The 23,380-nt window shown below is 60.0% G+C and carries 17 protein-coding genes; 15 read left to right on the forward strand and 2 right to left on the reverse strand.

Annotated elements, in window-relative coordinates; genetic code table 11:
* Nucleotides 1-34: 34 nt before the first annotated feature.
* The gene (gene flgA, locus BMY73_RS07485; protein ID WP_092406173.1) at nt 35-796 is read right to left on the reverse strand and encodes a flagellar basal body P-ring formation chaperone FlgA; all 762 of its coding nucleotides are present in this window, start codon (nt 794-796) and stop codon (nt 35-37) included.
* 74 nt (nt 797-870) lie between these two features.
* Between flgA and BMY73_RS07490 the strand changes: the two genes are divergently transcribed.
* From BMY73_RS07490 to BMY73_RS07525, 7 genes are all read left to right on the forward strand, one after another.
* Complete coding sequence (locus BMY73_RS07490; protein WP_062386096.1) at nt 871-1,803, forward strand: chemotaxis protein CheV; 933 nt, start codon at nt 871-873, stop codon at nt 1,801-1,803.
* A gap of 41 nt (nt 1,804-1,844) precedes the next feature.
* Complete coding sequence (gene cheR / locus BMY73_RS07495) at nt 1,845-2,672, forward strand: protein-glutamate O-methyltransferase CheR (RefSeq protein ID WP_062386095.1); 828 nt, start codon at nt 1,845-1,847, stop codon at nt 2,670-2,672.
* A gap of 1,246 nt (nt 2,673-3,918) precedes the next feature.
* On the forward strand, nt 3,919-4,326 hold the full coding sequence (flgB, locus tag BMY73_RS07505) for a flagellar basal body rod protein FlgB (protein ID WP_092406177.1): 408 nt from the start codon (nt 3,919-3,921) through the stop codon (nt 4,324-4,326).
* 2 nt (nt 4,327-4,328) lie between these two features.
* A complete protein-coding gene (flgC, locus tag BMY73_RS07510; RefSeq protein ID WP_062386089.1) occupies nt 4,329-4,772 on the forward strand; it encodes a flagellar basal body rod protein FlgC in 444 nt (147 codons plus the stop codon).
* 15 nt (nt 4,773-4,787) lie between these two features.
* Nucleotides 4,788-5,483 carry a flagellar hook assembly protein FlgD gene (flgD, locus tag BMY73_RS07515; RefSeq protein ID WP_062386087.1) on the forward strand — a complete coding sequence of 232 codons (696 nt, stop codon included), beginning with the start codon at nt 4,788-4,790 and terminating at the stop codon, nt 5,481-5,483.
* 28 nt (nt 5,484-5,511) lie between these two features.
* Nucleotides 5,512-6,834: a flagellar hook protein FlgE gene (flgE, locus tag BMY73_RS07520; protein ID WP_092406179.1), complete on the forward strand. Its 1,323-nt coding sequence runs from the start codon at nt 5,512-5,514 to the stop codon at nt 6,832-6,834.
* Nucleotides 6,835-7,211: 377 nt separating this feature from the next.
* Nucleotides 7,212-9,023: a flagellar hook protein FlgE gene (locus tag BMY73_RS07525; RefSeq protein ID WP_092406181.1), complete on the forward strand. Its 1,812-nt coding sequence runs from the start codon at nt 7,212-7,214 to the stop codon at nt 9,021-9,023.
* A 1,555-nt stretch (nt 9,024-10,578) separates the two neighbouring features.
* On the opposite strand, the gene BMY73_RS28280 is transcribed toward BMY73_RS07525, so the two are convergent.
* Complete coding sequence (locus BMY73_RS28280; RefSeq protein WP_175500147.1) at nt 10,579-10,755, reverse strand: hypothetical protein; 177 nt, start codon at nt 10,753-10,755, stop codon at nt 10,579-10,581.
* 286 nt (nt 10,756-11,041) lie between these two features.
* Here BMY73_RS28280 and BMY73_RS07530 point away from each other — a divergent pair, with 286 nt between their 5' ends.
* From BMY73_RS07530 to BMY73_RS07565, 8 genes are all read left to right on the forward strand, one after another.
* The gene (locus tag BMY73_RS07530; protein ID WP_062386081.1) at nt 11,042-11,782 is read left to right on the forward strand and encodes a flagellar basal body rod protein FlgF; all 741 of its coding nucleotides are present in this window, start codon (nt 11,042-11,044) and stop codon (nt 11,780-11,782) included.
* Between the two features lie 47 nt (nt 11,783-11,829).
* Complete coding sequence (gene flgG, locus BMY73_RS07535; protein WP_062386079.1) at nt 11,830-12,618, forward strand: flagellar basal-body rod protein FlgG; 789 nt, start codon at nt 11,830-11,832, stop codon at nt 12,616-12,618.
* Nucleotides 12,619-12,746: 128 nt separating this feature from the next.
* Nucleotides 12,747-13,442, forward strand: a complete 696-nt coding sequence (gene flgH, locus BMY73_RS07540; protein ID WP_062386077.1) for a flagellar basal body L-ring protein FlgH — start codon at nt 12,747-12,749, stop codon at nt 13,440-13,442.
* A gap of 13 nt (nt 13,443-13,455) precedes the next feature.
* On the forward strand, nt 13,456-14,565 hold the full coding sequence (locus BMY73_RS07545; RefSeq protein WP_062386075.1) for a flagellar basal body P-ring protein FlgI: 1,110 nt from the start codon (nt 13,456-13,458) through the stop codon (nt 14,563-14,565).
* A gap of 10 nt (nt 14,566-14,575) precedes the next feature.
* Nucleotides 14,576-15,850, forward strand: a complete 1,275-nt coding sequence (gene flgJ, locus BMY73_RS07550) for a flagellar assembly peptidoglycan hydrolase FlgJ (protein ID WP_062386074.1) — start codon at nt 14,576-14,578, stop codon at nt 15,848-15,850.
* A 10-nt stretch (nt 15,851-15,860) separates the two neighbouring features.
* The gene (gene flgK, locus BMY73_RS07555) at nt 15,861-17,906 is read left to right on the forward strand and encodes a flagellar hook-associated protein FlgK (RefSeq protein WP_092406183.1); all 2,046 of its coding nucleotides are present in this window, start codon (nt 15,861-15,863) and stop codon (nt 17,904-17,906) included.
* A 13-nt stretch (nt 17,907-17,919) separates the two neighbouring features.
* Nucleotides 17,920-19,530 (forward strand): flagellar hook-associated protein 3, encoded by a 1,611-nt coding sequence (locus BMY73_RS07560; protein ID WP_062386070.1) that lies wholly within the window; start codon nt 17,920-17,922, stop codon nt 19,528-19,530.
* Nucleotides 19,531-19,656: 126 nt separating this feature from the next.
* Entirely contained in the window at nt 19,657-23,247 is a 3,591-nt protein-coding gene (locus tag BMY73_RS07565; protein ID WP_092406185.1) for a glycosyltransferase, read from the forward strand.
* The last annotated feature ends 133 nt before the right edge of the window (nt 23,248-23,380 follow it).

Raw genomic sequence — 23,380 nt, forward strand, 5'->3', positions numbered from 1 at the left:
AAAGCGCAAGCGTAGCGCCAGAGGTCAATCCCGGTCACATAGCCACCTCCACCTGACCCGGGGCCACGATATTGGCCTTGATCACGCGTTTAGAATTCAGGTTTTTCACCCGTATTTGCTGGTTGAAACCGCCATCGGACAGCGCCTCGCCCGGCATGCGCACGCTCATCGAACCACTGCGAGCACTGATCACGACCTGGTCGCCCTTGTGAACCATTTGCGGCTGTTCCAGGTGTACGGGCGTCAGAACCTGATCGATGACCGTTGGTCGGACAACTTTTTGGCCGACCGCTTGATCCAGCGAATCAAGGAAGCCTTGTCCGAGCGTCCCTACGTCACGCTCGCGCATCGCCACATCAGCTTCGGAAACGATCGCGTCGCGCTTCAGGGGGCGAACGGCAGTCACCACATTGCGAAACAAATGTACCTGGGCGGGCACGAACACCGTCCATGGAGCACTGCCTTCGCACCGCAGCTTCACGGTAACCCGGCCGATCGGGCGGGCGGGGCTTTCCAGGGACGCTGTCAAATCCTTGTCGCAATGCGGCATGCGCAGACGGGGATCAAGTTGTTTGACTTCGACCTCGTAGCGCCCCTGGGTTTGACTCGTTGCCAAATAGTCTTCCACTGTGAATTCAAGAAAGCCTTGGGTGACGCCGATAAGTTGTTCAGGCAGGGTCACGTTGTCCGCCCGGCTCAGGTCGGCGGTGCCCAGCAGACACAGTGCAGCCAGCACGCACAAGAAATGGCGGGCTGCGGATGTCGGGCGTCGAGATACTGTCGTTTGTGTGTTCATGACGGGTAAATAGCAAGGCCCGTGCCGTTTGCCATCTGGTAACGTGCAATTGGTCGTTTTGGGAGGAGTGGGGCATGGCTGGCGTTTTGGATTCGGTGAACCAGCGCACTCAACTGGTAGGGCAGAACCGCCTTGAACTGCTGCTGTTCCGGCTGGACGGCAAGCAGTTGTATGGGATCAACGTGTTCAAGGTAAAAGAGGTGCTTCAGTGCCCAAAACTTACCCACATGCCCAAATCCAGTCCGATTGTGCGCGGAGTGGCAAATATTCGGGGCGGAACGATACCGATCCTCGACCTGGCAATGGCGACCGGGTCGACGCAACTGGGCAGTATCGACAACGCGTTCGTGATCATCACGGAATACAACACCAAGATTCAGGGCTTCCTGGTGCACTCGGTCGAACGCATCGTGAACATGAACTGGGAAGACATTCATCCGCCGCCCAAGGGAACCGGCCGCGATCACTACCTGACGGCGGTGACGCGAATCGACAACCAGTTGGTGGAAATCATCGACGTGGAGAAAATCCTCGCCGAAGTGGCACCGGTGTCGGAAAACATTTCCTCGGGTGTGGTCACTGAAGATGTCGCGCACAAGGCATTGTCGCTGCGGGTACTGACGGTCGATGACTCATCGGTGGCGCGCAAGCAGGTCACGCGCTGTCTGCAAACGGTGGGCGTCGAGGTCACGGCGTTGAATGACGGTCGTCAGGCTCTCGAATTCCTGCGCAAACTGGTGGACGAGGGCAAAAAACCGGAAGAAGAGTTCTTGATGATGATCTCCGACATTGAAATGCCGGAGATGGATGGCTACACCCTGACGGCAGAGATTCGCAGTGATCCGCGCATGCAGAAGCTGCATATCGTCCTGCATACGTCGTTGTCCGGGGTATTCAACCAGGCGATGGTGAAGAAAGTAGGTGCCGATGATTTTCTGGCGAAGTTTCGGCCGGACGATCTAGCAGCTAGAGTGGTAGATCGCATCAGAGCGGCAGATATCAGCTGAGGAAGGACTTCCTCAGCTGTTCACATGATTTGAGAGGCGGCATGTCTACAGGTAATTTGGATTTTGAGCAGTTCCGGGTCTTCCTGGAAAAAGCCTGTGGCATTTTGCTGGGTGAAAACAAGCAGTACCTGGTCTCCAGCCGCCTGAACAAGCTGATGGAGCAGCAGGGCCTCAAGTCCCTCGGGGAGTTGATCCAGCGCATCCAGAGCCAACCACGCAGCGGCCTGCGCGAGCAGGTGGTGGACGCGATGACCACCAACGAAACCCTGTGGTTTCGCGATACCTATCCGTTCGAGGTGCTCAAGAACAAGGTGTTGCCCGAGCAGTTGAAGGCGAGTCCCGGCTTGCGTCCACGTATCTGGTCGGCGGCATGTTCATCGGGGCAGGAGCCGTATTCGCTGTCGATGTCGATCGATGAGTTCGAACGCAGCAATCCGGGTCAGTTGAAGGGCGGCGCGCAGATTGTGGCGACGGATTTGTCGGGCAGTATGTTGACCAACTGCAAGACCGGTGAATACGACAGTCTGGCGATTGGCCGCGGCTTGTCGCCGGATCGGCTGCAACGTTATTTCGACCAGAAGACGCCGGGGCGCTGGACGGTGAAGGCGCCCATCAAGAATCGTGTGGAGTTTCGTTCGTTCAACCTGCTGGACAGTTATGCGGCGTTGGGCAAGTTCGATATCGTGTTCTGTCGCAACGTGCTGATCTATTTTTCGGCCGAGGTGAAGAAGGACATTCTGCTGAGGATTCATTCGACGTTGAAACCAGGGGGGTATTTGTTCCTGGGGGCTTCGGAGGCGTTGAATGGTCTGCCGGATCATTACCAGATGGTTCAGTGCAGTCCCGGGATTATTTATCAGGCCAAGTGATTTTCGTTGGCTGTCTGGAAGAACCTCGCTTTGGCGGGGTTTTTTTAGCGCTGAGATTTGAGTTGTTTTGGGTTTTGTGGGTGCTGGTTTTTGGGTGTGTGGTCGTTATCGATGGCGATACGGATTCACCTTTCCGCCCCTCGGCGGGTCACTTTTTTCAAGAGAGCCAAAAAAGTAACCAAAAAGGCCCTGCTCCTGGCTTGGCCCTCGTTCCTCGGGTTCCCTCACTTCGGCGACGCTCCGTGGGCCCGCGCCGAACGGGCATCCATGCCCTGACGGCGCTCTAGCGGCATCCCTGCCGCTCGGCCCACTGCGCGTCGCCTGCGTTCTGATCGTTCCCACGCTCCGCGTGGTAACGCATCGATTGACGCTCCGCGTCGAGTGGGACGCAGAGCGTCTTGCCATGCGTTCCCACGCAGAGCGTGGGAACGATCAAAAGGCCCTGCTCCTGGCTTGGCCCTCGTTCCTCGGGTTCCCTCACTTCGGCGACGCTCCGTGGGCCCGCGCCGAACGGGCATCCATGCCCTGACGGCGCTCTCGCGGCATCCATGCCGCTCGGCCCACTGCGCGACGCCTGCGTTCAGCCTGCACCCAAGTCGCGTTTTGCGGTGTTTGGACTGGCGAGGCAGGAAGATCAAAATCAAAAGCATCGGTTGACACGAATCCTGTAGGAGCGCGCTTGCCCGCGATCTGCCGCGCAGCGGTAGCAAAATCTGGCAACTCGGCTGTACCTGATACACCGCATGTATCGGATTTGCTGCCGGTTCCCGGCAGATCGCGGGCAAGCGCGCTCCTACAGTGAGAGTGGCGCGAGGAGTATTGATGCACCGACCAAGAAAGCGATGAGCGTTAGCTCCAGTCCGCGTTGCTCCTGTACGCGACAGTCCAGACGACACAAAACGCGACTTGGGTGCAGGCCAAACCGGGAGCTTCAGACCCTTGGTTACTTGGGGTCTTTTCAAGTAACTCGCCGGAGGCGAAACAATTTGGCCGTTAGGCCGAATCGCGGCGATTCCGGATAGGTTCAGACTCTCAAAGGCGAAACCGCACCCACGCGCCAGCGGCAAAAAAACGGCACCCACCTTGCCGCTTGCCTCGCCATCAGCGGAAATCGCTTGCCGCTTTTCTGGCATCACCTTGGCCAATCTCCTCTGAAACCCCCGAAATACGGGCATTCCTGAAAGTGGCACGGCGCTTGCTATCTCTGAGTCACGAACATCTGGTCAACCGGTAAAGGTTTCCCGACATGAGCATCAGCTTCGACAAAGCACTGGGCATTCACGAAAAGGCGCTGAACTTCCGCGCCCAACGTGCCGAAGTGCTGGCCAACAACATCACCAACGCCGACACGCCTAACTACAAGGCGCGCGACCTGGACTTTTCCAAGGTGTTGGCCGCTGAAAGCGCCAGAGCCAACAACGGCACCTTCGCCCTCGATGTGACCAACAGCCGTCATATCGAGGCGCAAGGCATGACCGATGGCGACGCCAGCTTGTTGTACCGCACGCCGTCGCAGCCTTCGCTGGACCAGAACACCGTCGACTCTCAGGTCGAGAACGCCAACTACGCCGAGAACGCCATTGGCTTTCAGGCGAGTTTCACTTTGCTCAACAGTAAGTTCAAAGGGCTGGTAGCAGCCTTGCGCGGGGAGTAATCATGTCTCTATCCAGTGTTTTCAATATTGCCGGTAGTGGCATGAGTGCGCAGAACACTCGCCTGAACACCGTCGCCAGTAACATCGCCAACGCCGAGACCGTCTCCTCCAGCCTGGATAAGACCTACCGTGCCCGTCACCCGGTGTTTGCCACCGTGTTTCAGGGGCAGGAGTCCGGCGGCAGTGCATCGCTGTTCGAAGATCAGGGGCAGGCCGGCACCGGTGTGCAGGTTTCCGGCATCGTTGAAGACCCTTCCAATCTGGAAGCACGTTACGAGCCAAACCATCCGGCAGCCGACAAGAACGGTTACGTCTATTACCCGAACGTCAACGTCGTCAACGAGATGGCGGACATGATTTCGGCCAGTCGTTCGTTCCAGACCAACGCGGAAGTCATGAACACTGCCAAAACAATGATGCAGAAGGTCCTGACTCTGGGTCAGTGATAAGGGGCGTATGCAATGAGCGTGACTAACGACACTACCAGCAGCGACTACCTCAAGTCGTTGCAGACGGTGACCTCCGGCAAGGCAGGCGACAGCGCAACGGGCGCCAGCACGCTGGGCAAGGATTCGTTCCTGCAATTGCTGGTCACCCAGATGCAGAACCAGAACCCGCTCGATCCGCAGGACAACAGCGAGTTCGTGGCGCAGCTGGCGCAGTTCAGCAGCCTGGAAACCATGCAGAACCTGAGCTCGTCGGTCGATGCCATCGGTGGCATGTATCAGTCTTCACAGGCGCTGCAGGCGTCTTCGCTGGTCGGTCGCTCGGTGATCGTCGACAGTGGTTCGACCAACGTGGACACCAGCAAAGGCATGACCGGCCAGGTCATCCTGCCTTCCACCAGCACCGTGACCAGCGTCAATGTCTACGACAGCAACGGCACCATCGTCCGCACGATCGATCTGGGTGAGCAAAAGGCCGGCACTGCCAGCTTCACCTGGGACGGCAAGGACGATGCGGGTCAGGCGCTGGCGACCGGTAATTACAGCTTCAAAGCGTCGGGCAGCCTGGACGGTACGAACACCGGTCTCAAGACCTACCTGCCTGCGACGGTGACCAGCGTCACCATGGGCTCGGCAGGTTCTGCCATGACGCTCAACCTGGCCAACGGCGAAAACATTGCCTTGTCCAAAGTTCAACAAATCGGAATCTAGAGCCGACTCGACGGCGCAGGAGTGATACATGTCTTTCAATATCGGTCTGAGTGGGCTCTACGCGGCAAATAAAAGTCTGGACGTGACTGGCAACAACATTGCCAACGTCGCGACCGTTGGCTTCAAGTCGTCCCGTGCGGAGTTCGCCGACCAGTACGCGCAATCCATTCGTGGCACGTCGGGTGGCACCAGCGTCGGCAGCGGTGTGACGACTGCCGCCGTGACCCAGAACTTCACCCAGGGCGCCAAAACCACCGGCACCGGTCGTGATCTGGACCTGGCGATCAACGGCAATGGCTTCTTCATGGTCAGCAACAATGGCGAGAAGCTGTACACCCGTGCCGGTAACTTCCATACCGACACCGCCGGCAACATCATCGACACCAACGGCAATAACCTGCAGGGTTACGGCGTGGATGCCAACGGCAATGTGAAGACGGGCGTCCTGACCAACCTCAGGGTCGATACCTCGAACATGCCGCCGAAAGCGACGGGCAGCATTACCATCAGCTCCAACCTGGACTCGTCCAAGGAAATCAACACCACGGCCGCCTTCGATCCGGCAAAGGTCGAAACCTACGACCTGACGTACAGCACCAAGATCTATGACAGCCAGGGTAACGAGCACACGCTGGATCAGTATTTCCGGAAGACGGGACTCAATACCTGGGACATGTACAGCCTGGTGGACGGTCGCAGCATTAATGATCCGACTAAGACCACGCCAGACGTGACCAATCTGACGTTCGATTCGGCAGGCAACATCGTGACGACTCCGGCGCCGACATCGACGGCCAATATGGTGGTGAACGCCGACGGCACCTTCACCATTGCCAACTGGGTTCCTGGGCAGAGCAAGGCCGTGGGTTCGACTACCACCTGGGCGGCAAACGGTGCAGCAGCAGCGCCTGGCGGCATGAAGCTGGACATGTTGGCGACCACGCAGACCAATGCGGCGGGCGGTGCGATCGCAAAAAATCAGGACGGTAACTACACCGGTCAGATCAGCGCGATGAACGTCGACGCCAGCGGTAATCTGTTCGCCACCTATACCAACGGCCAGTCGCGGACCATCGGCCAGGTGGCACTGACCACCTTCGCCAACGTCCAGGGACTGTCCCCGGCGGGCGGTACCATGTGGCGTGAAACCTACGCTTCGGGCATCCCGGTCACGGGTGCGCCAGAGACCGGTACGCTGGGTGACATTACCGGTTCGGCGCTGGAAGAATCCAACGTTGACCTGACCACCGAGCTCGTCGAACTGATCAAGGCGCAGAGTAACTATCAGGCGAACGCGAAGACTATTTCGACTGAAAGCACCATCATGCAGACCACGATTCAGATGACCTGATAACGGTTCGTTGTTATTGAGCCCCTCTTTGGAGGGGCTTTTTTTTGCTTTTCGAAGCTGAATCCGGTTCGGCCTTCAGGACACACCAAACCATCCGCGTCTTCCCAGCTGGCGGAGATGCACACCCTACGCGTTAATGCGCAGACCACCGCCGGGAATCTTCACCCGAATCAAAGCAGCACCGCCGCCATATCCGGTACAAAAAACAACAAGAGTCATCCCACTCTCTTCTTGGAAATTTCCTACTTCCGTTGATGCGAGACTCGAATTCGCTGACCCATAAGTGCGGTTGAACGCTCGCTTTTGATCGCATTTGTGTGTCGGCGAAAACCCATGCATTGACGGACGTGCCGTGAATAACGGCTCAGGGAGAGTTCATGTCATTCAATATCGCAGTGGCCGGTTTGCACGCCGCACATAAACGAATGGAAGTGGCCGGCAATAACATCGCCAACGTCGGCACTTCGGGTTTCAAATCCTCTCGCGCGGAGTTCGCCGCGGTATATGCCTCGTCAGCCCTGGGCGGCAGTCGCGCCTCGTCTGGCGATGGCGTGCGCGTGGCCGATGTCTCGCAAAACTTCACGCCCGGTGGGGCGATGTCCAGTCAGGGGCGGATGCTCGACATGCGCATTCAGGGCAACGGTTTTTTTGTCATGAGCGATGGCGGCGCGTTGAGTTACACCCGCGCCGGAGCGTTTCACCTCGACGCCGAGAACTTCGTGGTCGATGCGCAGGGTGGACGTCTGCAGGGCTACGGGGTTAACGCCGACGGCGTTCTCGTCAACGGGGTGCGCGGTGATCTCAAGATCGACACGGGCAACATCGCACCTGAGCCCACCACCCGGATGGAGCAGACGCTGAACCTGGATTCCGCCACCGCTTCGCTGGCTGCCGTTCCCCGTTTCAATGCCGATGATCCGCGGACGTACACGCGCATGGTCAGCCGAACGATTCAGGATGCAGGCATACCGGAAGTCAAGGAGGTCCTGGGTGTTGATGCGGCGGGAAACACCATCGTCGTTACCCCGGCAAAAGCCGCTGTGCCGCCGCAGGACCATGAGCTCAGGCAATACTTCGTCAAGCTCGACGACAACAACTGGACTTCCTGTTTCCTCATCGACGGCCTCAACCCGCTCGACCCCTCAAGCCGGTCGCCGCTGGAGGTCGGCCTTCACACCCAGCCCAATGGCGCGCTGTCGCTGACCGGCACCTCGGCAGCCCTTGGCAAAATATCGGACACCGAGCTGGCGCTGCGTGACTGGGTGCCGGCGATCAAGGACGGGGGAGGGTGGAAACCCAGCGGCGCTGCCAACGCAGGACCGATCAACCTGCCGCTCAGTGACGCCAGTGGCCCGCTGCTCAGCCCGGCTGATCCGCTCATACCCCGGCCGGTCCCGGCGTTCGATCCGAAGGACATCACCACGTACAGCAAGATGTTGACCACGCGCGTGTTCGACAGTCTGGGCAACGATCACGCGATGACGCAGTACTTCGTCAAGGACGGCAGTAACAGTTGGAAGATGCATGTGCTGGTCGATGGCGTGAATCCGCAGGACCCGGCGCGTACCGATCCAGTGACGGCAAGCATGCTGTTCGACAGCCGCGGCGAGCTTCAGTCGCTGGTCGGCGGCGCGGGTCTGGTGGCGTCCAGTCAGACGTTGACCCTGACCGGTTGGGTGCCGGCCAGACCGTTTGAAGGGGGACAAAAAGGCAGCGTCTGGGGCAGTAACGGCGCTTCGGCCAGCGACAGCGGGATCGTCATGGACATGAGCAAATTGAGCCAGTACCGGTCTGCCACAGCCCTGACATCGCCGATTGTCGATGGCAACGCGTCAGGAGAGATACGCGACATCGCCATTGATCGCACGGGCGTCATCAGCGCCGGCTTCAGCAACGGTCTGCACCGCACCATCGGTCAGGTCATGCTCGCTGGCTTCGCCAACGAACAGGGGTTGCAGGCCATCACCGGCACACGCTGGAAAGAAACCCACGAGTCGGGCGTTGCCCACTATGACGGAGCGGCGACGGGGAGTCTGGGCAGCATTGTCGGGCAGTCACTGGAGGGCTCCAACGTGAAATTGACCGAGGAGCTGGTGGAACTGATTCAGGCGCAGACGGCGTATCAGGCAAATTCGAAAACGTTGTCCACCGAGGCCGAGTTGATGCAGACGCTGATCCGGGCAACGTGATCTGCTGCTGTCCTGGGGTCGAGCGCGCTTGTCCCGCGATCTGGCGCGAAGCGGCAGCAAAATCAGGCGACCCGGTTATGCCTGACACTCCGCATGCACCGGCCTTGCTGCCGGTTCCCGGCAGATCGCGGGCAAGGGCGCTCCTACGCCTTGCAGGCAGAAGCGGTGTCTCGATAAACCCAAGATCGTGATCTGGCGGTATGCCGCGTGCTGCTGAATCACGCTCAAACTGTAGGAGCGCGCTTGCCCGCGATCTGGCGCGCAGCGGCAGCAAAATCAGGCGACTCGGTTATGTCTGACTCTCCGCATGCACCGGGTTTGCTGCCGGTTCCCGGCAGTTCGCGGTGGGTGGGTTCGCTGGGTTCGTTGGGTTCGTTGATATGGCATTGGGATTGTGGGCAGATCCATTCTCTCGGGTGGCGCCGATTCACCTTTCCGCCCCTCCGGCGGGTCACTTTTGAAGGCACCAAAAGTAACCAAAAGTGCCCAGCTCCTGGTTTGGCCCTCCTTCGTCGGGTACCCGCACTCCGACGACGCTCCGTGGGCCCGCGCCGAACGGGCATCCATGCCCTGACGGCGCTCTCGCGGCATCCCTGCCGCTCGGCCCACTGCGCGTCGTCTGCGTTTGGCCTGCACCCAAGTCGCGATTTGTGCTGTCTGAGCCATCGCGTATAGAAGCAATGCTGGCTGGAGCTAACGCTCCTCGCATTCTTGGTTCGTGCATCCATTTCCCGCACGCCACTCTCTCTTGTAGGAGCGTGGCTTGTCCCGCGATCTGGCGCGAAGCGGCAGCAAAATCAGGCGACTCGGTTATGTCTGACTCTCCGCATGCACCGGGTTTGCTGCCGGTTCCCGGCAGTTCGCGGTGGGTGGGCTTGTTGGGTTCGCTGGATTCGTGGGGTTTAGCATTGGGAGGGTGGGCAGATCCATTTTCTCGGGTGGCGCCGATTCACCTTTCCGCCCCTCCGGCGGGTCACTTTTGAAGGCCAAAAAAAGTAACCAAAAGTGCCCAGCTTCTGGTTTGGCCCGACTTCGTCGGGTACCCGCACTCCGACGACGCTTCGTGGGCTCGCGCCGAACGGGCATCCATGCCCTGACGGCGCTCTCGCGGCATCCGTGCCGCTCGGCCCACTGCGCGTCGTCTGCGTTTGGCCTGCACCCAAGTCGCGATTTGTGGTGTCTGGACTGTCGCGTATATGAACAGCGCGGGCTGGAGCTAACGCTCCTCGCATTCTTGGTTCGTGCATCCATTTCCCGCACACCACTCTCTTTTGTAGGAGCGCGGCTTGTCCCGCGATCTGGCGCGAAGCGGCAGCAAAGTCAGGCGACCCGGTTATGCCTGACACACCGCATGCACCGGTTTTGCTGCCGGTTCCCGGCAGATCGCGGGACAAGCCACGCTCCTACGCCTTGCAGGCAGAAGCCTTCAATAAAGCTGAACATGTGTTGTGAGAAAGACAGTTGCTACACCCTGCGGGCAGAAGCGGAATTGCGAAGGATGCTGCAACGCGATCCGCTATGCCCTCAGCACAGCATCAAACACTCGAGCCCATCCTCAAATCGAACAATCGGACTTCACGAACCCTCTGCTGATCTTGGTCCAGCCCTTGCCTGGGCTGGTCTGTGCGCACACGGTTTTCTCCTTCCCTTGCCACAGGTAATACGGCGCTCGCGCGGCCAGGGCGACGGTCGAGCAGGTGAGGAGGAGGGCGAGGACGAGCGGCAAACGCATGGCAGGTTCCTGTGGCGAAAAAGGCCGGTGAGCGAATCGCTGCAATTATCGCTCCTCGCGTAAGGCGCCTCACGCGAAATTTTTTTGGCGGCGTCGACGACTGTTTTTATCCAAAGCGGCGGTCCGCCGTCGCGCCCGGCGAATCTCACGCTGGCTGACGCTGATTTCGCCCCGTAACCATTGGAAAATCAGCGCTTTGTATCGCCGCTGAAAAACTGGTTCGATTATTGCTATGACCTCTGCAGTACAGCTACAGGCGGCAAACGTCTGTCGGAGGAGGAAGACTGTGGACAAGTTGCTTTACGTGGCCATGAGCGGTGCGTCGGAAAACGCCATCGCGCAAAAGGCCCATGCCAACAACCTGGCGAACGTCTCGACCAACGGGTTTCAGCGCGACCTCGAACAGGCCCGCTCGATGCCGGTGTTTGGCGAGGTCAACCCGTCGCGCGCCTATGCCATGAGCGAGCGTCCGGGCACGGACTTCAGCCAGGGTTCGATGATCGACACCGGTCGTGATCTGGACGTTGCCGTCAAAGGCAATGGCTGGATGGCGGTCCAGACGCCCGACGGCGGAGAAGCCTATACCCGCACTTCCAGCATGAACATTGACGCCCTCGGCGTGCTGCGTGATGGCAATGGTTTGCCGGTCATGGGCAACAGTGGGCCGATTGCCGTGCCGCCTCAGCAGCAGATCGAGATCGGTGCCGACGGCACGATCAGCGTTCGTTCCCTGGGTGAAAGCCCGCAGGTGATGGCTGAGATTGACCGCATCAAGCTGGTCAAGCCGGACCTGGCGAACATGGAAAAAGGCCCCGACGGTCTGATGCACACCAAAGACGGCAAACCGGCGCAGGCCGATGCCGATGTGCAAGTGGAATCCGGGTTTCTGCAGTCGAGCAACGTCAACGCCGTCGAGGAAATGACCTCGGTGCTGGCGTTGTCCCGCCAATTCGAACTGCACATCAAGATGATGAAGACCGCCGAGCAGGATGACGAGTCGATGGCTCGCGTCTTGCAAATGGGCTAATGACTGACAGCTGGCGCCGATAAACAGGCGCTCGAGGAGAAAGAAGAATGCTTCCGGCACTCTATGTAGCTAAAACCGGCCTGGCGGCTCAGGACACCAACCTGACCACCATTTCCAACAACCTGGCCAACGTCTCGACCACCGGTTTTAAAAGTGATCGCGCCGAGTTTCAGGATTTGCTCTACCAGATCAAGCGCCAGCCAGGGGCTCAGTCCACACAGGACAGCGAACTGCCTTCCGGTCTGCAACTGGGTACCGGTGTGCGCATTGTCGGCACGCAGAAGAATTTCACGCCTGGCAGCCTGCAGACCACCAACCAGCCTCTGGACATGGCGGTGAACGGACGTGGTTTCTTCCAGATCCGTCAACCTGACGGCACCCTGGCGTACACCCGTGACGGTACGTTTCACCTGGACCAGAACGGCCAGATCGTCACCTCCAACGGTTATGCGCTGGAGCCTGCGATCGTCGTTCCACAGGACTCGCAAACCTTCACGGTCGGTGAAGACGGAACCGTGTCAGTGACCACATCGGCCAACACGGCCACGCCACAGATCATCGGCAATATCCAGACCGCTGACTTCATCAACCCGGCCGGCCTGCAATCGCAAGGCGGCAACCTGTATCTGGAGACCGCTTCCAGTGGTGCGCCGCAGGTCGGTACGCCGGGCCTGAACGGTTTGGGCGTGGTCAAGCAAAACACCCTGGAAAACTCCAACGTCAGCACGGTTGAAGAACTGGTGAACATGATCACCACTCAGCGCGCCTACGAGATGAACTCCAAAGTGATTTCGACCGCCGACTCGATGCTGCAATACGTGACTCAGAACTTGTAAACCGGCGCTGTAAACGGAGCCTGAAACACCTGATGTCCTTCGATGAAACACCTGATCAATCCGACGGGGCGCCTGAAAAACGCCTGCTACACCGCGAGGTTTTAAGTGTCATGAAACGGCTTTCTGTAATGCGGCTTTCCCTGTTGGCAGCACCGCTGTGCGGTATCGCGTTGCTGACGGGTTGTGTTGCGCCTTCGGCCAAACCCAATGACCCTTATTACGCGCCGGTGTTGCCACGAACGCCGTTGCCTTCGGCGGCGAACAACGGCTCGATCTATCAGGCCGGTTTCGAGCAGAACCTTTATGGCGACCGCAAGGCCTACCGGGTCGGTGACATCATCACCATCACCTTGTCCGAGCGGATGGCGGCCAGCAAGGCGGCCAGTTCCGGGATCAGCAAGACCAGCAAGACCAGCGTCGGCCTGAGCTCGTTGTTCGGCGTGGGCGTGAACACCAACAACCCGGTGGGCGGGGGCGACCTGAGCCTGGATGCCGGTTACAGCGGCGACCGCGCCACCAAAGGCGATGGCAAGGCCGCGCAGAGCAACAGCCTGACCGGTTCGATCACCGTGACCGTGGCCGATGTGCTGCCTAACGGCATTCTGTCGGTGCGCGGCGAGAAATGGATGACGCTCAACACCGGCGACGAACTGGTGCGTATCGCGGGTCTCATCCGTGCCGACGACATCGCCACCGACAACACCGTGTCATCCACTCGTGTGGCCGATGCGCGCATCACCTATTCCGGTACAGGGGCGTTTGCCGATTCCAGTCAGCCAGGCTGGTTCGACCGATTCTTCCTGAGCCCGTTGTTCCCTTTCTGATACCGGGATAACCATGATCACGTTCAAGCAACTGATAGCGGCAGCGCTGCTGTTCACCACGGCCATCGGCGCACATGCCGAGCGCCTGAAGGACATCGCCAGCATTTCCGGCGTGCGGACCAACCAGTTGATCGGTTACGGTCTGGTGGTGGGGCTCAACGGTACGGGTGACCAGACCACCCAGACGCCGTTCACCCTGCAGACCTTCAACAACATGCTTTCGCAGTTCGGCATCAAGGTGCCGCCGGGCTCGGGCACCGTGCAGCTGAAAAACGTCGCCGCCGTGGCGGTGTACGCCGACCTGCCGCCGTTTGCAAAACCGGGTCAGCAGATCGACATCACCGTATCGTCCATCGGTAACTCAAAAAGCCTGCGCGGCGGCAGCCTGTTGATGACCCCAATGAAGGGTATCGACGGCAACGTGTATGCGGTCGCTCAAGGTAACCTCGTGGTCGGCGGTTTCGATGCCGAAGGCCGTGACGGTTCGAAGATCACGGTCAACGTTCCGTCCTCCGGTCGTATCCCGGGCGGTGCCTCGGTGGAGCGCGCAGTGCCGAGCGGTTTCAACCAGGGCAACTCACTGACGTTGAACCTCAATCGCAACGACTTCACCACCGCCAAGCGCATCGTCGACAAGATCAACGACATGCTTGGCCCTGGCGTTGCTCAGGCGCTGGATGGCGGTTCCGTCCGTGTGACTGCGCCGCTGGACCCTAACCAGCGCGTCGATTACCTGTCAGTGCTGGAAAACCTGGAAATCGATCCGGGTCAGACTTCGGCCAAAGTCATCATCAATTCGCGTACCGGCACCATCGTGATCGGCCAGAACGTCAAGGTGTCGCCGGCGGCGGTCACCCATGGCAGCCTGACGGTGACCATTACCGAAGACCCTGTGGTCAGCCAGCCGGGGGCGTTCTCCAATGGCCAGACCGCCGTCGTGCCGCGCTCGAAGATCAATGCGCAGCAAGAGATGCACCCGATGTTCAAGTTTGGTCCAGGCACCACGCTGGATGAAATCGTACGTGCGGTTAACCAGGTGGGCGCGGCCCCGGGTGACTTGATGGCCATTCTCGAAGCATTGAAACAGGCTGGCGCATTGCAAGCCGACCTGATCGTGATTTAAGGGCGAAGCGATGAGTATTCCAACGGGCGGGCCTTCCAGCACAGTCAGCGATTCGGGGGCGTATACCGACCTCAATCGTCTGACCGCCTTGAAGACCGGTGACCGCGACAGCGATGCCAACCTGAAGAAGGTGGCTCAGGAATTCGAATCGCTGTTCGTCAGCCAGATGCTCAAGGCCATGCGTTCGGCCAACGAAGTGCTGGCCAAGGACAACCCGATGAACACCGCGGCGACGCGGCAGTATCAGGACATGTACGACCAGCAATTGTCGGTGAGCATGTCCCGCGAGGGCGGTGGTATCGGGCTGCAGGACGTGTTGATGCGTCAATTGTCCAAGAACAAGACCCATGACGTCGCGCCGGCGACTAACGCACTCAACGCCGCTGCCAAGCCTGACGCCGCCTCGGCGCAGGCAGGGCTGGCCACCCGCATTGCCCAGCGTCCGTTGTGGGCCACACGTTCCGTTGCCGCGCCTGCGACGTCGGCCGACGGCACGCCGCACAACGACGTCGCTGCGCTGAATTCCCGTCGCCTGTCGCTGCCCAGCAAGCTGAGCGACCGGATCATGGCGGGCATTGTGCCGAACACTTCGGGTGCGCAGGATGCCGCTGCCAGTGCGACCACGTTGAAGAATCGCATCGCCGTTTCCAATGCCGTCGACGCCGCCAAAAAAGCCGGCAGTCAGGGCAATGGCGACTGGACCATCGGCCCGGAATTCACTGCCCAGGCCGATGCCTACGTGCGCAGCCGGGTGCAGACCCCGTTGGCGCCGGGCAAGGCAGCGTTCGCCAGCGCCGACGAATTCGTCGCGACCATGCTGCCTCTGGCCAAGGACGCCGCCGCACGTATCGGCGTCGATCCGACCGTGCTCGTGGCGCAGGCGGCGCTCGAAACCGGCTGGGGCAAATCCATCATGCGTCAATCCGATGGCAGCAGCAGCCACAACCTGTTCGGCATCAAGGCCCAGGGCAACTGGCAAGGCCCTGAAGCCCGTGCGATCACCAGCGAGTTCCGTGACGGCAAGATGGTCAAGGAGACCGCGGACTTCCGCTCCTACGACTCTTACGCCAGCAGCTTCCATGACCTGGTGAGCTTCCTGCAGAACAACAATCGCTATCAAGCGACGCTGAAATCGGCCGATAACCCGGAACAGTTTGTGAAAGAGCTGCAGAAGGCCGGTTACGCCACGGATCCGGGTTATGCCAGCAAGATTTCTCAGATAGCGAAACAGATGAAGAGTTACCAGAACTACGCAGCCGCAGCGGACTCTTCCACGACTTTATAAGGTTTGAACCATGTCACTGATTTCAATTGGGCTTTCGGGACTGAACGCCAGCAGTGCAGCGATGACCACCATCGGCAACAACACTGCCAACGTCGATACGCTGGGTTACTCGCGTCAGCAAGTGATGACCACCTCCGGTGCGCAGCAGAACATCGGCGTGGGTTTCATCGGCACCGGTACCACGCTGTCCGACGTGCGCCGTATTTACAACGGCTTCCTGAATACCCAAGTGCAAACCAGTACATCGCTCAATGCCGACGCACAGGCGTATCTGGGGCAGGCGAGCAAGCTGGATTCGATCCTGTCTGACAGCTCGACCGGCATCAGCACCGTTCTGAGCAACTTCTTCACCAACCTGCAGACGCTGTCGGGCAAGCCGACGGACTCCTCGGCGCGCACCAATTTTTTGACCAGCGCCAAGGCGCTGTCCGCGCAGTTCAACACGATTTCTGCGCAGATGAAGGACCAGAATGCCGGCGTCAACACACAGCTGACATCGCTCTCGGGCCAGGTCAATTCGCTGGCGGCCTCGATCGCCACCCTGAACTCACAGATCACCCAGGCCAAGGCCACCGGCGGCGAGCCTAACTCGTTGCTCGACTCCCGAGACGAAGCGGTGCGTCAACTCAACGATCTGGTGGGTGCCAAGGTCGTCGACAATAACGGCAGTTACGACGTCTACATCGGTACCGGGCAGCCGCTGGTCACGGGCAACAAGGCCAACACGTTGAGTGCCGGCCCAAGCGACAGCGACCCGAGTGTCTACTCGCTCAAACTGAACTACCAGAACAGCAGTGTCGACGTGTCCTCGGTTGTGACCGGCGGGACGCTCGGTGGCCTGTTGCGCTACCGCAGCGACGTGTTGCAGCCTGCGCAGAATGAACTGGGTCGTCTGGCGATGGTGGCCTCCGACCAGATCAACCAGCAGTTGAATCAGGGCGTCGACGCCAATGGCAATTTCGGCACGAGCCTGTTCAACAGCATCAACGATCCGAGCCTGATCAGTCAGCGCAGCACTGCCAATAAAGGCAACAGCGCAGGTTCCGGCAATCTGGACGTGACGATTTCCAATACCGGGGCGTTGACCACCAACGACTATCAGGTGACCTTCACCAGCGCCACCGGCTACAGCGTCACTCGCCTGCCGGACGGCCAGGGCATGGGCGCCTATGACCTGGGTACCACGCCACCGCCGGTGATTGACGGCTTCTCGCTGAAACTGAACGGTGGCGCACTGGCTGCCGGTGACAGCTTCAAGGTCAGCCCGACCGGCAATGGCGCCAGTGGCATCAAGACCGTGATAACCGATCCCAAGACCCTCGCTGTCGCTGCTCCGCTGACCGGCACCAAGGGCGCGGGGAACACCGCCGGCGGGTCCTACACCCAGCCGACGCTGAATACCCAGGCCAATATTTACGATGCCACTGGCACGGCCGACCTGCGCAATGCGATTCAGGGCGCGACGCCGATGCGTCTGGTCATGGGCGCTCCCGCCAACGGGTCCCAGTCGTATTCCCTGGTCGATGCCAACGGTGTCGCGGTGAAGGACAAAAACGGTAACGCCATCACGGGCAACATCGTTCCGGGCCAGAACAACGATATTTCGCTGGAAGTGGGGTATACCGACTCTTCAGGTGCGGCCCAAGCCTTCAAGATCGGCATGTCCATCTCAGGCTCACCGGCTTCGGGCGACACCTACAGCATCGACATGACCGGTGCCGGCTCCTCGGACAACCGCAACTCAGAGCTCGCGCTGGCGCTGCAAACCCGACAGACCATCGACACCGCCTCCGGAAACGGCACGGGCATGAGCTTCAGCGATGCCAACAGCAAGATGATCACCAGCGTTGGCTCCAAGGCCGCGCAAGCCAAGGACGATGCCACGGCCACCACGGCGGTCCTGGCCCAGGCGAAAAGCTCGCGGGACAGCGTCTCGGGTGTCTCGCTGGATGAAGAAGCGGCCAACCTGGTGAAATATCAGCAGTACTACACCGCATCGTCGCAGATCATCAAAGCGGCCCAAGCCATCTTCAGCACGCTGATCAACAGTCTTTAAGGGGTCGTAATCCATGCGTATTTCCACTTCCCAGTTTTACGAAACCAGCGCGTCGAACTATTCGCGTACTTACTCCAATGTGGTCAAGACCGGTGATGAAGTCGCCAGTCAGATCAAGCTCAACACGGCTGCCGACGACCCGGTCGGTGCGGCCCGTGTGCTGCAATTGCAGCAGATGGGTTCGATGCTCAATCAGTACAAATCGAACATCGATACCGTCAACACCAGCGTGGTCCAGACCGAGACGGCGTTGACCGCCATCACGTCGGCGATTCAACGCGCCCAGGAACTGGTGCTGTCCGCAGGCAGCGCGACCTTCACCGACAAGGATCGCCAGGCTAACGCCTCGGAACTCAAAGAACTGCAAACCCAGATTCTCGGACTGATGAACAGCAAGGATGCCGATGGCAGCTACCTGTTCTCCGGTTCAAAATCGAGCACGCCACCTTACACGGTGAATCCGGACGGCACCTACAGCTATCAGGGCGACCAGACGCGCAATCTGCTGAACATCGGCAACAACATTTCCATGGCCAGCAACACCACCGGCTGGGACGCGTTCGAGCAGGCGGTCAACACCACCCGTACCTCGGCCACGTTGACGACGCCGGCGACCGACGATGGCATGATCTCGTTGTCCGGAGGCAGCGTCAGCAATACCGCCACCTACAACAAGCAGTTCACCGCCGGCCAGCCTTACAGCATCTCGTTCGCCAATAGCACGCAATACACGATCCTTGACAAGGACGGTAACGATGTCACGGGCGACGCAACGTCGGCCGGCAAGTTCAGCGCGACCAGTGCGGCCAACCAGACCATCGGCTTCCGCGGCCTGGAACTGAACCTGAACATCAACCTGACCGATGCTCAGTACGGCAACCCTGCGGCCGCCGAAACGGCGATGAGCGCCACGCCGCACACGTTCGAGCTGGCGGTGTCGCCCAGCTCGGTCAGCACGGCGCGTCTGCCGGGCAATACCTCCACAACCGTGATCACCGGCACGTCGGTGACCGATCAGACCGCGTTCAACGAGTCGTTCCCCTCGGGTGGCGCGATCCTGCGTTTCACCAGCGCCACCGCCTACGAGTTGTACGCGGCGCCTTACGACGCGGCCACCAGCAGCCCGGTCTCTACCGGCACGCTGAGCGGCACCCCGGTCGCCAACCAGGCCGTCGCCGCGGGCGTCACCTTCACCCTGAGCGGCAATCCGCCCGCACCGGCAGTTGGTGATCAGTTCACCGCGCAATCGTCGACGCAGCAGACCCAGAACGTCCTCAACACCTTGTCGAACGTGATTACCGCGCTCAATGGCAAGGTCGATGGCGACCCCGTCGCCGTGCAAAAGCTGCAGGCGACACTGACCTCGACCATCGGCAACCTGCAAAGCGCCGCGAACCAGATCACCGACGCGGTCAGCGATGGTGGTGCGCGGGCTAAAACCGCGACGGATCAGGGGGTGACCAACCAGAACCTGATGGACAACGGCACCACGGAGTCGAACACGATTACCGCCTCGGACCCGGTCGATGCCATCGCGCGCCTGACGCTGCAGAAAACCATGCTGCAAGCATCGCAGTTGGTGTTTACTCAGCTGTCTGCGCTGAACCTGTTCAGCAAGTTGTAATCGCCTGACCTGACGGCGACGCTTCTGACACCGGTCAAGCGTCGCCACCGTTGAGCGTCAACCGTTATTGTCAGCGGTTAAGCCGTCCCTTCCGCGAAGGACGGCAGGCCGCTCGTGAGTCCGCCCGTGAATTCAGTTCCGCTCGTCAGCATCGTCATCCCCGCCTACAACCCCCGCTTCTTTCAAGGGGCGCTGCACAGTGCTCTGAGTCAGAACTACGCCCATTTCGAAGTGGTCGTGTGTGACGATTCCCGAGGGGGCGAGATCAAGAACATCGTCGACCTGTTCGATGGCGTGGCGACCATGCCGTTGCGTTATGTGCGCAACCCGCAGCGCCTGGGTTTCGTGGGCAACGTACTGCAGTGCCTGGCGCATGCCAGTGGCGATTTCGTCAAGTTTCTCTGCGATGACGACCACCTGTTTCCAGCCTGCATCAGTTATCAGGCTCAGGCACTGATTGATCATGAAGACGTGAATCTGGTCGTGGCTCAGCGCAATCTCTGGGACGCCGACGGTATCGTCCTGCCGACGCGGCTGGAAAACAGTCCGTTGGCGCGTTCCAGCTGCGTGTTCAAGGGCTCGGACTTGCTGGAGATCTTCGAAGGTTTTCCGCTGAATTTTCTCGGCGGTTTCAGCGCGTCACTGTTCCGCCGTTCGGACCTTGAACAGTTTCTGCCAGCCTTGACCACGCCGGGTCAATGCTTCGCCGCTCAGCTGGACCTGGCGCTGTATATCTGTCTGTTGCGTCGCGGCAACATGGCCGTGCTCAATCAGATACTCAGTGCCGAGCGCCTTTACCCTGAGCGCTTGAGCCGGCAGCAGCCCATGCGTGAATCACTGGGCACTGAAATGCAGTGGCTGGTGAGCATGCTCAAGGCTAGAGGCAGCGAGTCGGCACCTGCCAAGGGCTGGGTGCGCATTGTCGACATGGGGCGCGCTGCCGAGTCGCCGCGTCCCTGGGAAGAGTTGGCCCTGAGCCGGGCGCTGGGCAACATTCAGACGACTCAGAGCTGGAAGGTCGGCTGTGACACTGAAAGTTTCGGGGAGTTTTATGCCCAGTGGCTGGCATGCCGAAACTTCTCGCCGCTGCACGAAAACCTCTTGCCTGACCGGCTGGCAGGTTGGCCTTATCAGCCGCGGATCCTGCCGGTCATCGTGGATCGCGATGAGGGCGTTGCCAGCCTCAGGGACACGCTCGACAGCCTTCAGGCCCAGTTGTATCCGCCGGAACTGGTGCTGGTGCTGTCCCAGAGTTGTGAACAAACCCGGCTGGACGAGCGCGTATTGTATGTTCCCTTGCAGAGCGACTGGCTCTCGCAGCTGAATCAGACACTGCCACAGCTGGACACCGTCCAGTGGTTCTATCTCTTGCGTTCGGGCGACAGGCTGGTCAGGTCTGCCTTGCTGATGCTGGCCGAGCGCATCGCGACGGACGGGCAATTGCGCTGCGTTTACAGCGATGAAGGTGCCTTGCGGGCGGGGGAATCGGCCGAGCCGGTGTTCAAGCCCGATTTCAACCTCGATCTACTGCGCAGTTACCCCTATGTGGGGCGCGCACTGGCCTTCGAACGCGACAGCTTTTTGGCTCTGGGCGGTTTCAATGCGGATTTCGCCGAGCTGGCGCCGCACGATCTGCTGTGGCGTCTGGTCGAGGAACAGGGCGTAAATACCGTCGGGCACATCGCTGAAATCGTTCTGGAGTCGCGCCTCACCTTTCCGCAATGGCTGGAGTCCTCTGCGGTGCGTCAGCACGATGCGCGCGTGCTGATCGCGCATCTGGAGCGGCTGGCTGTGCCTTTCGAGTTGCGCAGCGACAGCGCCACGGTCGGCAATCGCGTCGACTATGTGCATGGCGAGCAACCACTGGTGTCGATCATCGTTGTGGTCAAGGATCAACTGGCAGCGCTGCAACGTTGCGTGGAAACCCTGCTGGAAAAGACCGTTTACTCCCGATATGAACTGTTGATCGTGGACGGCGGCAGTCAGAGCGCTGACATGCGCAGTTGGCTGGCGGGCATTTCACGCTGGGGCGGGGACAAAGTTCGTGCGGTGGACGCCCGTCAGTACTCGACGCTTCCCGCGCAGCAGGACTGTGCGGCAGCCGCCGCGCGCGGTGAATATTTGCTGATGCTCAACCCGTTCTCGGTGGTCACCGACGGCCACTGGCTGCAGGAGCTGTTGCAGCACGCGCAACGCCCCGAGGTCGGCGTGGTGGGGGCCAGGATTTTCAATGCTCAAGGCTTGATCGTCCGCGGGCCGCTGGTACTGGGTCTGCGCGGGGCGGCAGGGGTCCCGTTTGCAGGCGAGCCGATGCACACCTCCGGCTACATGCAACGTCTGCAAGTGGTTCAGAATCTGAGCGCGGTCAGCGCTGAATGCCTGATGATCCGCAGGCAGGTGTTCGACGACATCGGTGCGATGGACACCCGCATCGAGAACAAGGAATACAGCGAGGTCGATCTTTGCCTGCGCGCGCGCGAGGCGGGGTATCTGGTGGTCTGGACGCCTTATGCTCAAGTGGCCCTGGGCGATCACCCGGTGATTCGGGAAGAGCCGCCGGAAGCCGAACGACTGGCGCAAGAGCAGCTGTTTTTCCAGCGCTGGTTGCCTGTCATCGCCAGAGACCCGGCGTACAACCCGAACCTGACACTCAGCGGCTTGAACTTTGGTCTCGAGCCGGGGCTGCGCAATGGCTGGAATCCGTTTTCCAGCCGGCAGTTGCCCAGTGTTCTGGCGGTGCCTCTCAATGCCTCTGCCATCGGTCATTACCGGATGACTCAACCATTTATGGAGCTGCAGACGGCGGGCCGGATTGTGGGGCGTATCAGCTACGAGGTGCCGACGATCATCGAGCTTGAGCGGCAGTCGCCCGATGTCATCATCCTTCAGGGGCGTTACAGCGAAGCGATGATCAATGAAATCGAGAACATCAAGACGTATTCCCGCGCGCGGCGCATTTACGAGCTGGACGACTATGTGGTCAGCGTTCCGAAAAAGAACGGCCACATGCGCAACATGCCTGACTCACAGCAGATGGAGAGTCTGGTGCGCAGAGGTACCTCGCTTTGTGACCGCGTCGTGGTTTCCACGGAACCGTTGGCCGATGCCTTGTCCTCGATGCATCACGATATCCGCGTGGTGCCTAACATGCTCGCCACGGAAATGTGGCAGGGCCTGACAGGCCTCAGTCAGCGCCGCACCTCGAAAAAACCGCGTGTCGGATGGGGTGGGGGAACCAGCCACGCGGGGGATCTGGAAGTCATCGCCGAGGTCGTGCGCGAACTGGCTGATGTGGTCGACTGGGTCTTCTTCGGCATGTGCCCGGAAGCGTTGCGACCCTATCTGCATGAGTTTCATCCTTCGATCAGTCTGGCGGAGTACCCGGCGAAACTCGCCAGCCTGAATCTGGACCTGGCCCTGGCGCCGCTGGAGTTCCACATCTTCAACGACTGCAAGAGCAATCTGCGCCTGCTGGAGTATGGCGTCTGCGGCTATCCGGTGATTTGCAGCGACACCAAGGCGTACCACGGGTATCTGCCGTGTACCCGGGTGACGACTAACAGTACGGATGAATGGCTGCAGGCCATTCGCATGCACCTCGCCGATCCCGATGCGAGTTACCGCATGGGCGATGAACTGCGCGAAACGGTCCTTCGCGACTATATGCTGCGCGGCGACAATCTGCTGAGCTGGGTCAACGGCTGGCTGGCCGACTGACACCGTCTACCGCCGCCGGCTCCGCTGCCCGGAGCTGGCGCGTTTCCTGCAAGTTCCCCTCAAAGCGCCATAAATCATGCGTCACGTGATTGGCGCGGACAGATGAACAGATCCGGTATCCGACCTGCGATGG

Origin of the sequence: Pseudomonas sp. NFACC02 (assembly GCF_900110765.1) — a bacterium.
In the GTDB taxonomy this organism is placed as follows: domain Bacteria; phylum Pseudomonadota; class Gammaproteobacteria; order Pseudomonadales; family Pseudomonadaceae; genus Aquipseudomonas.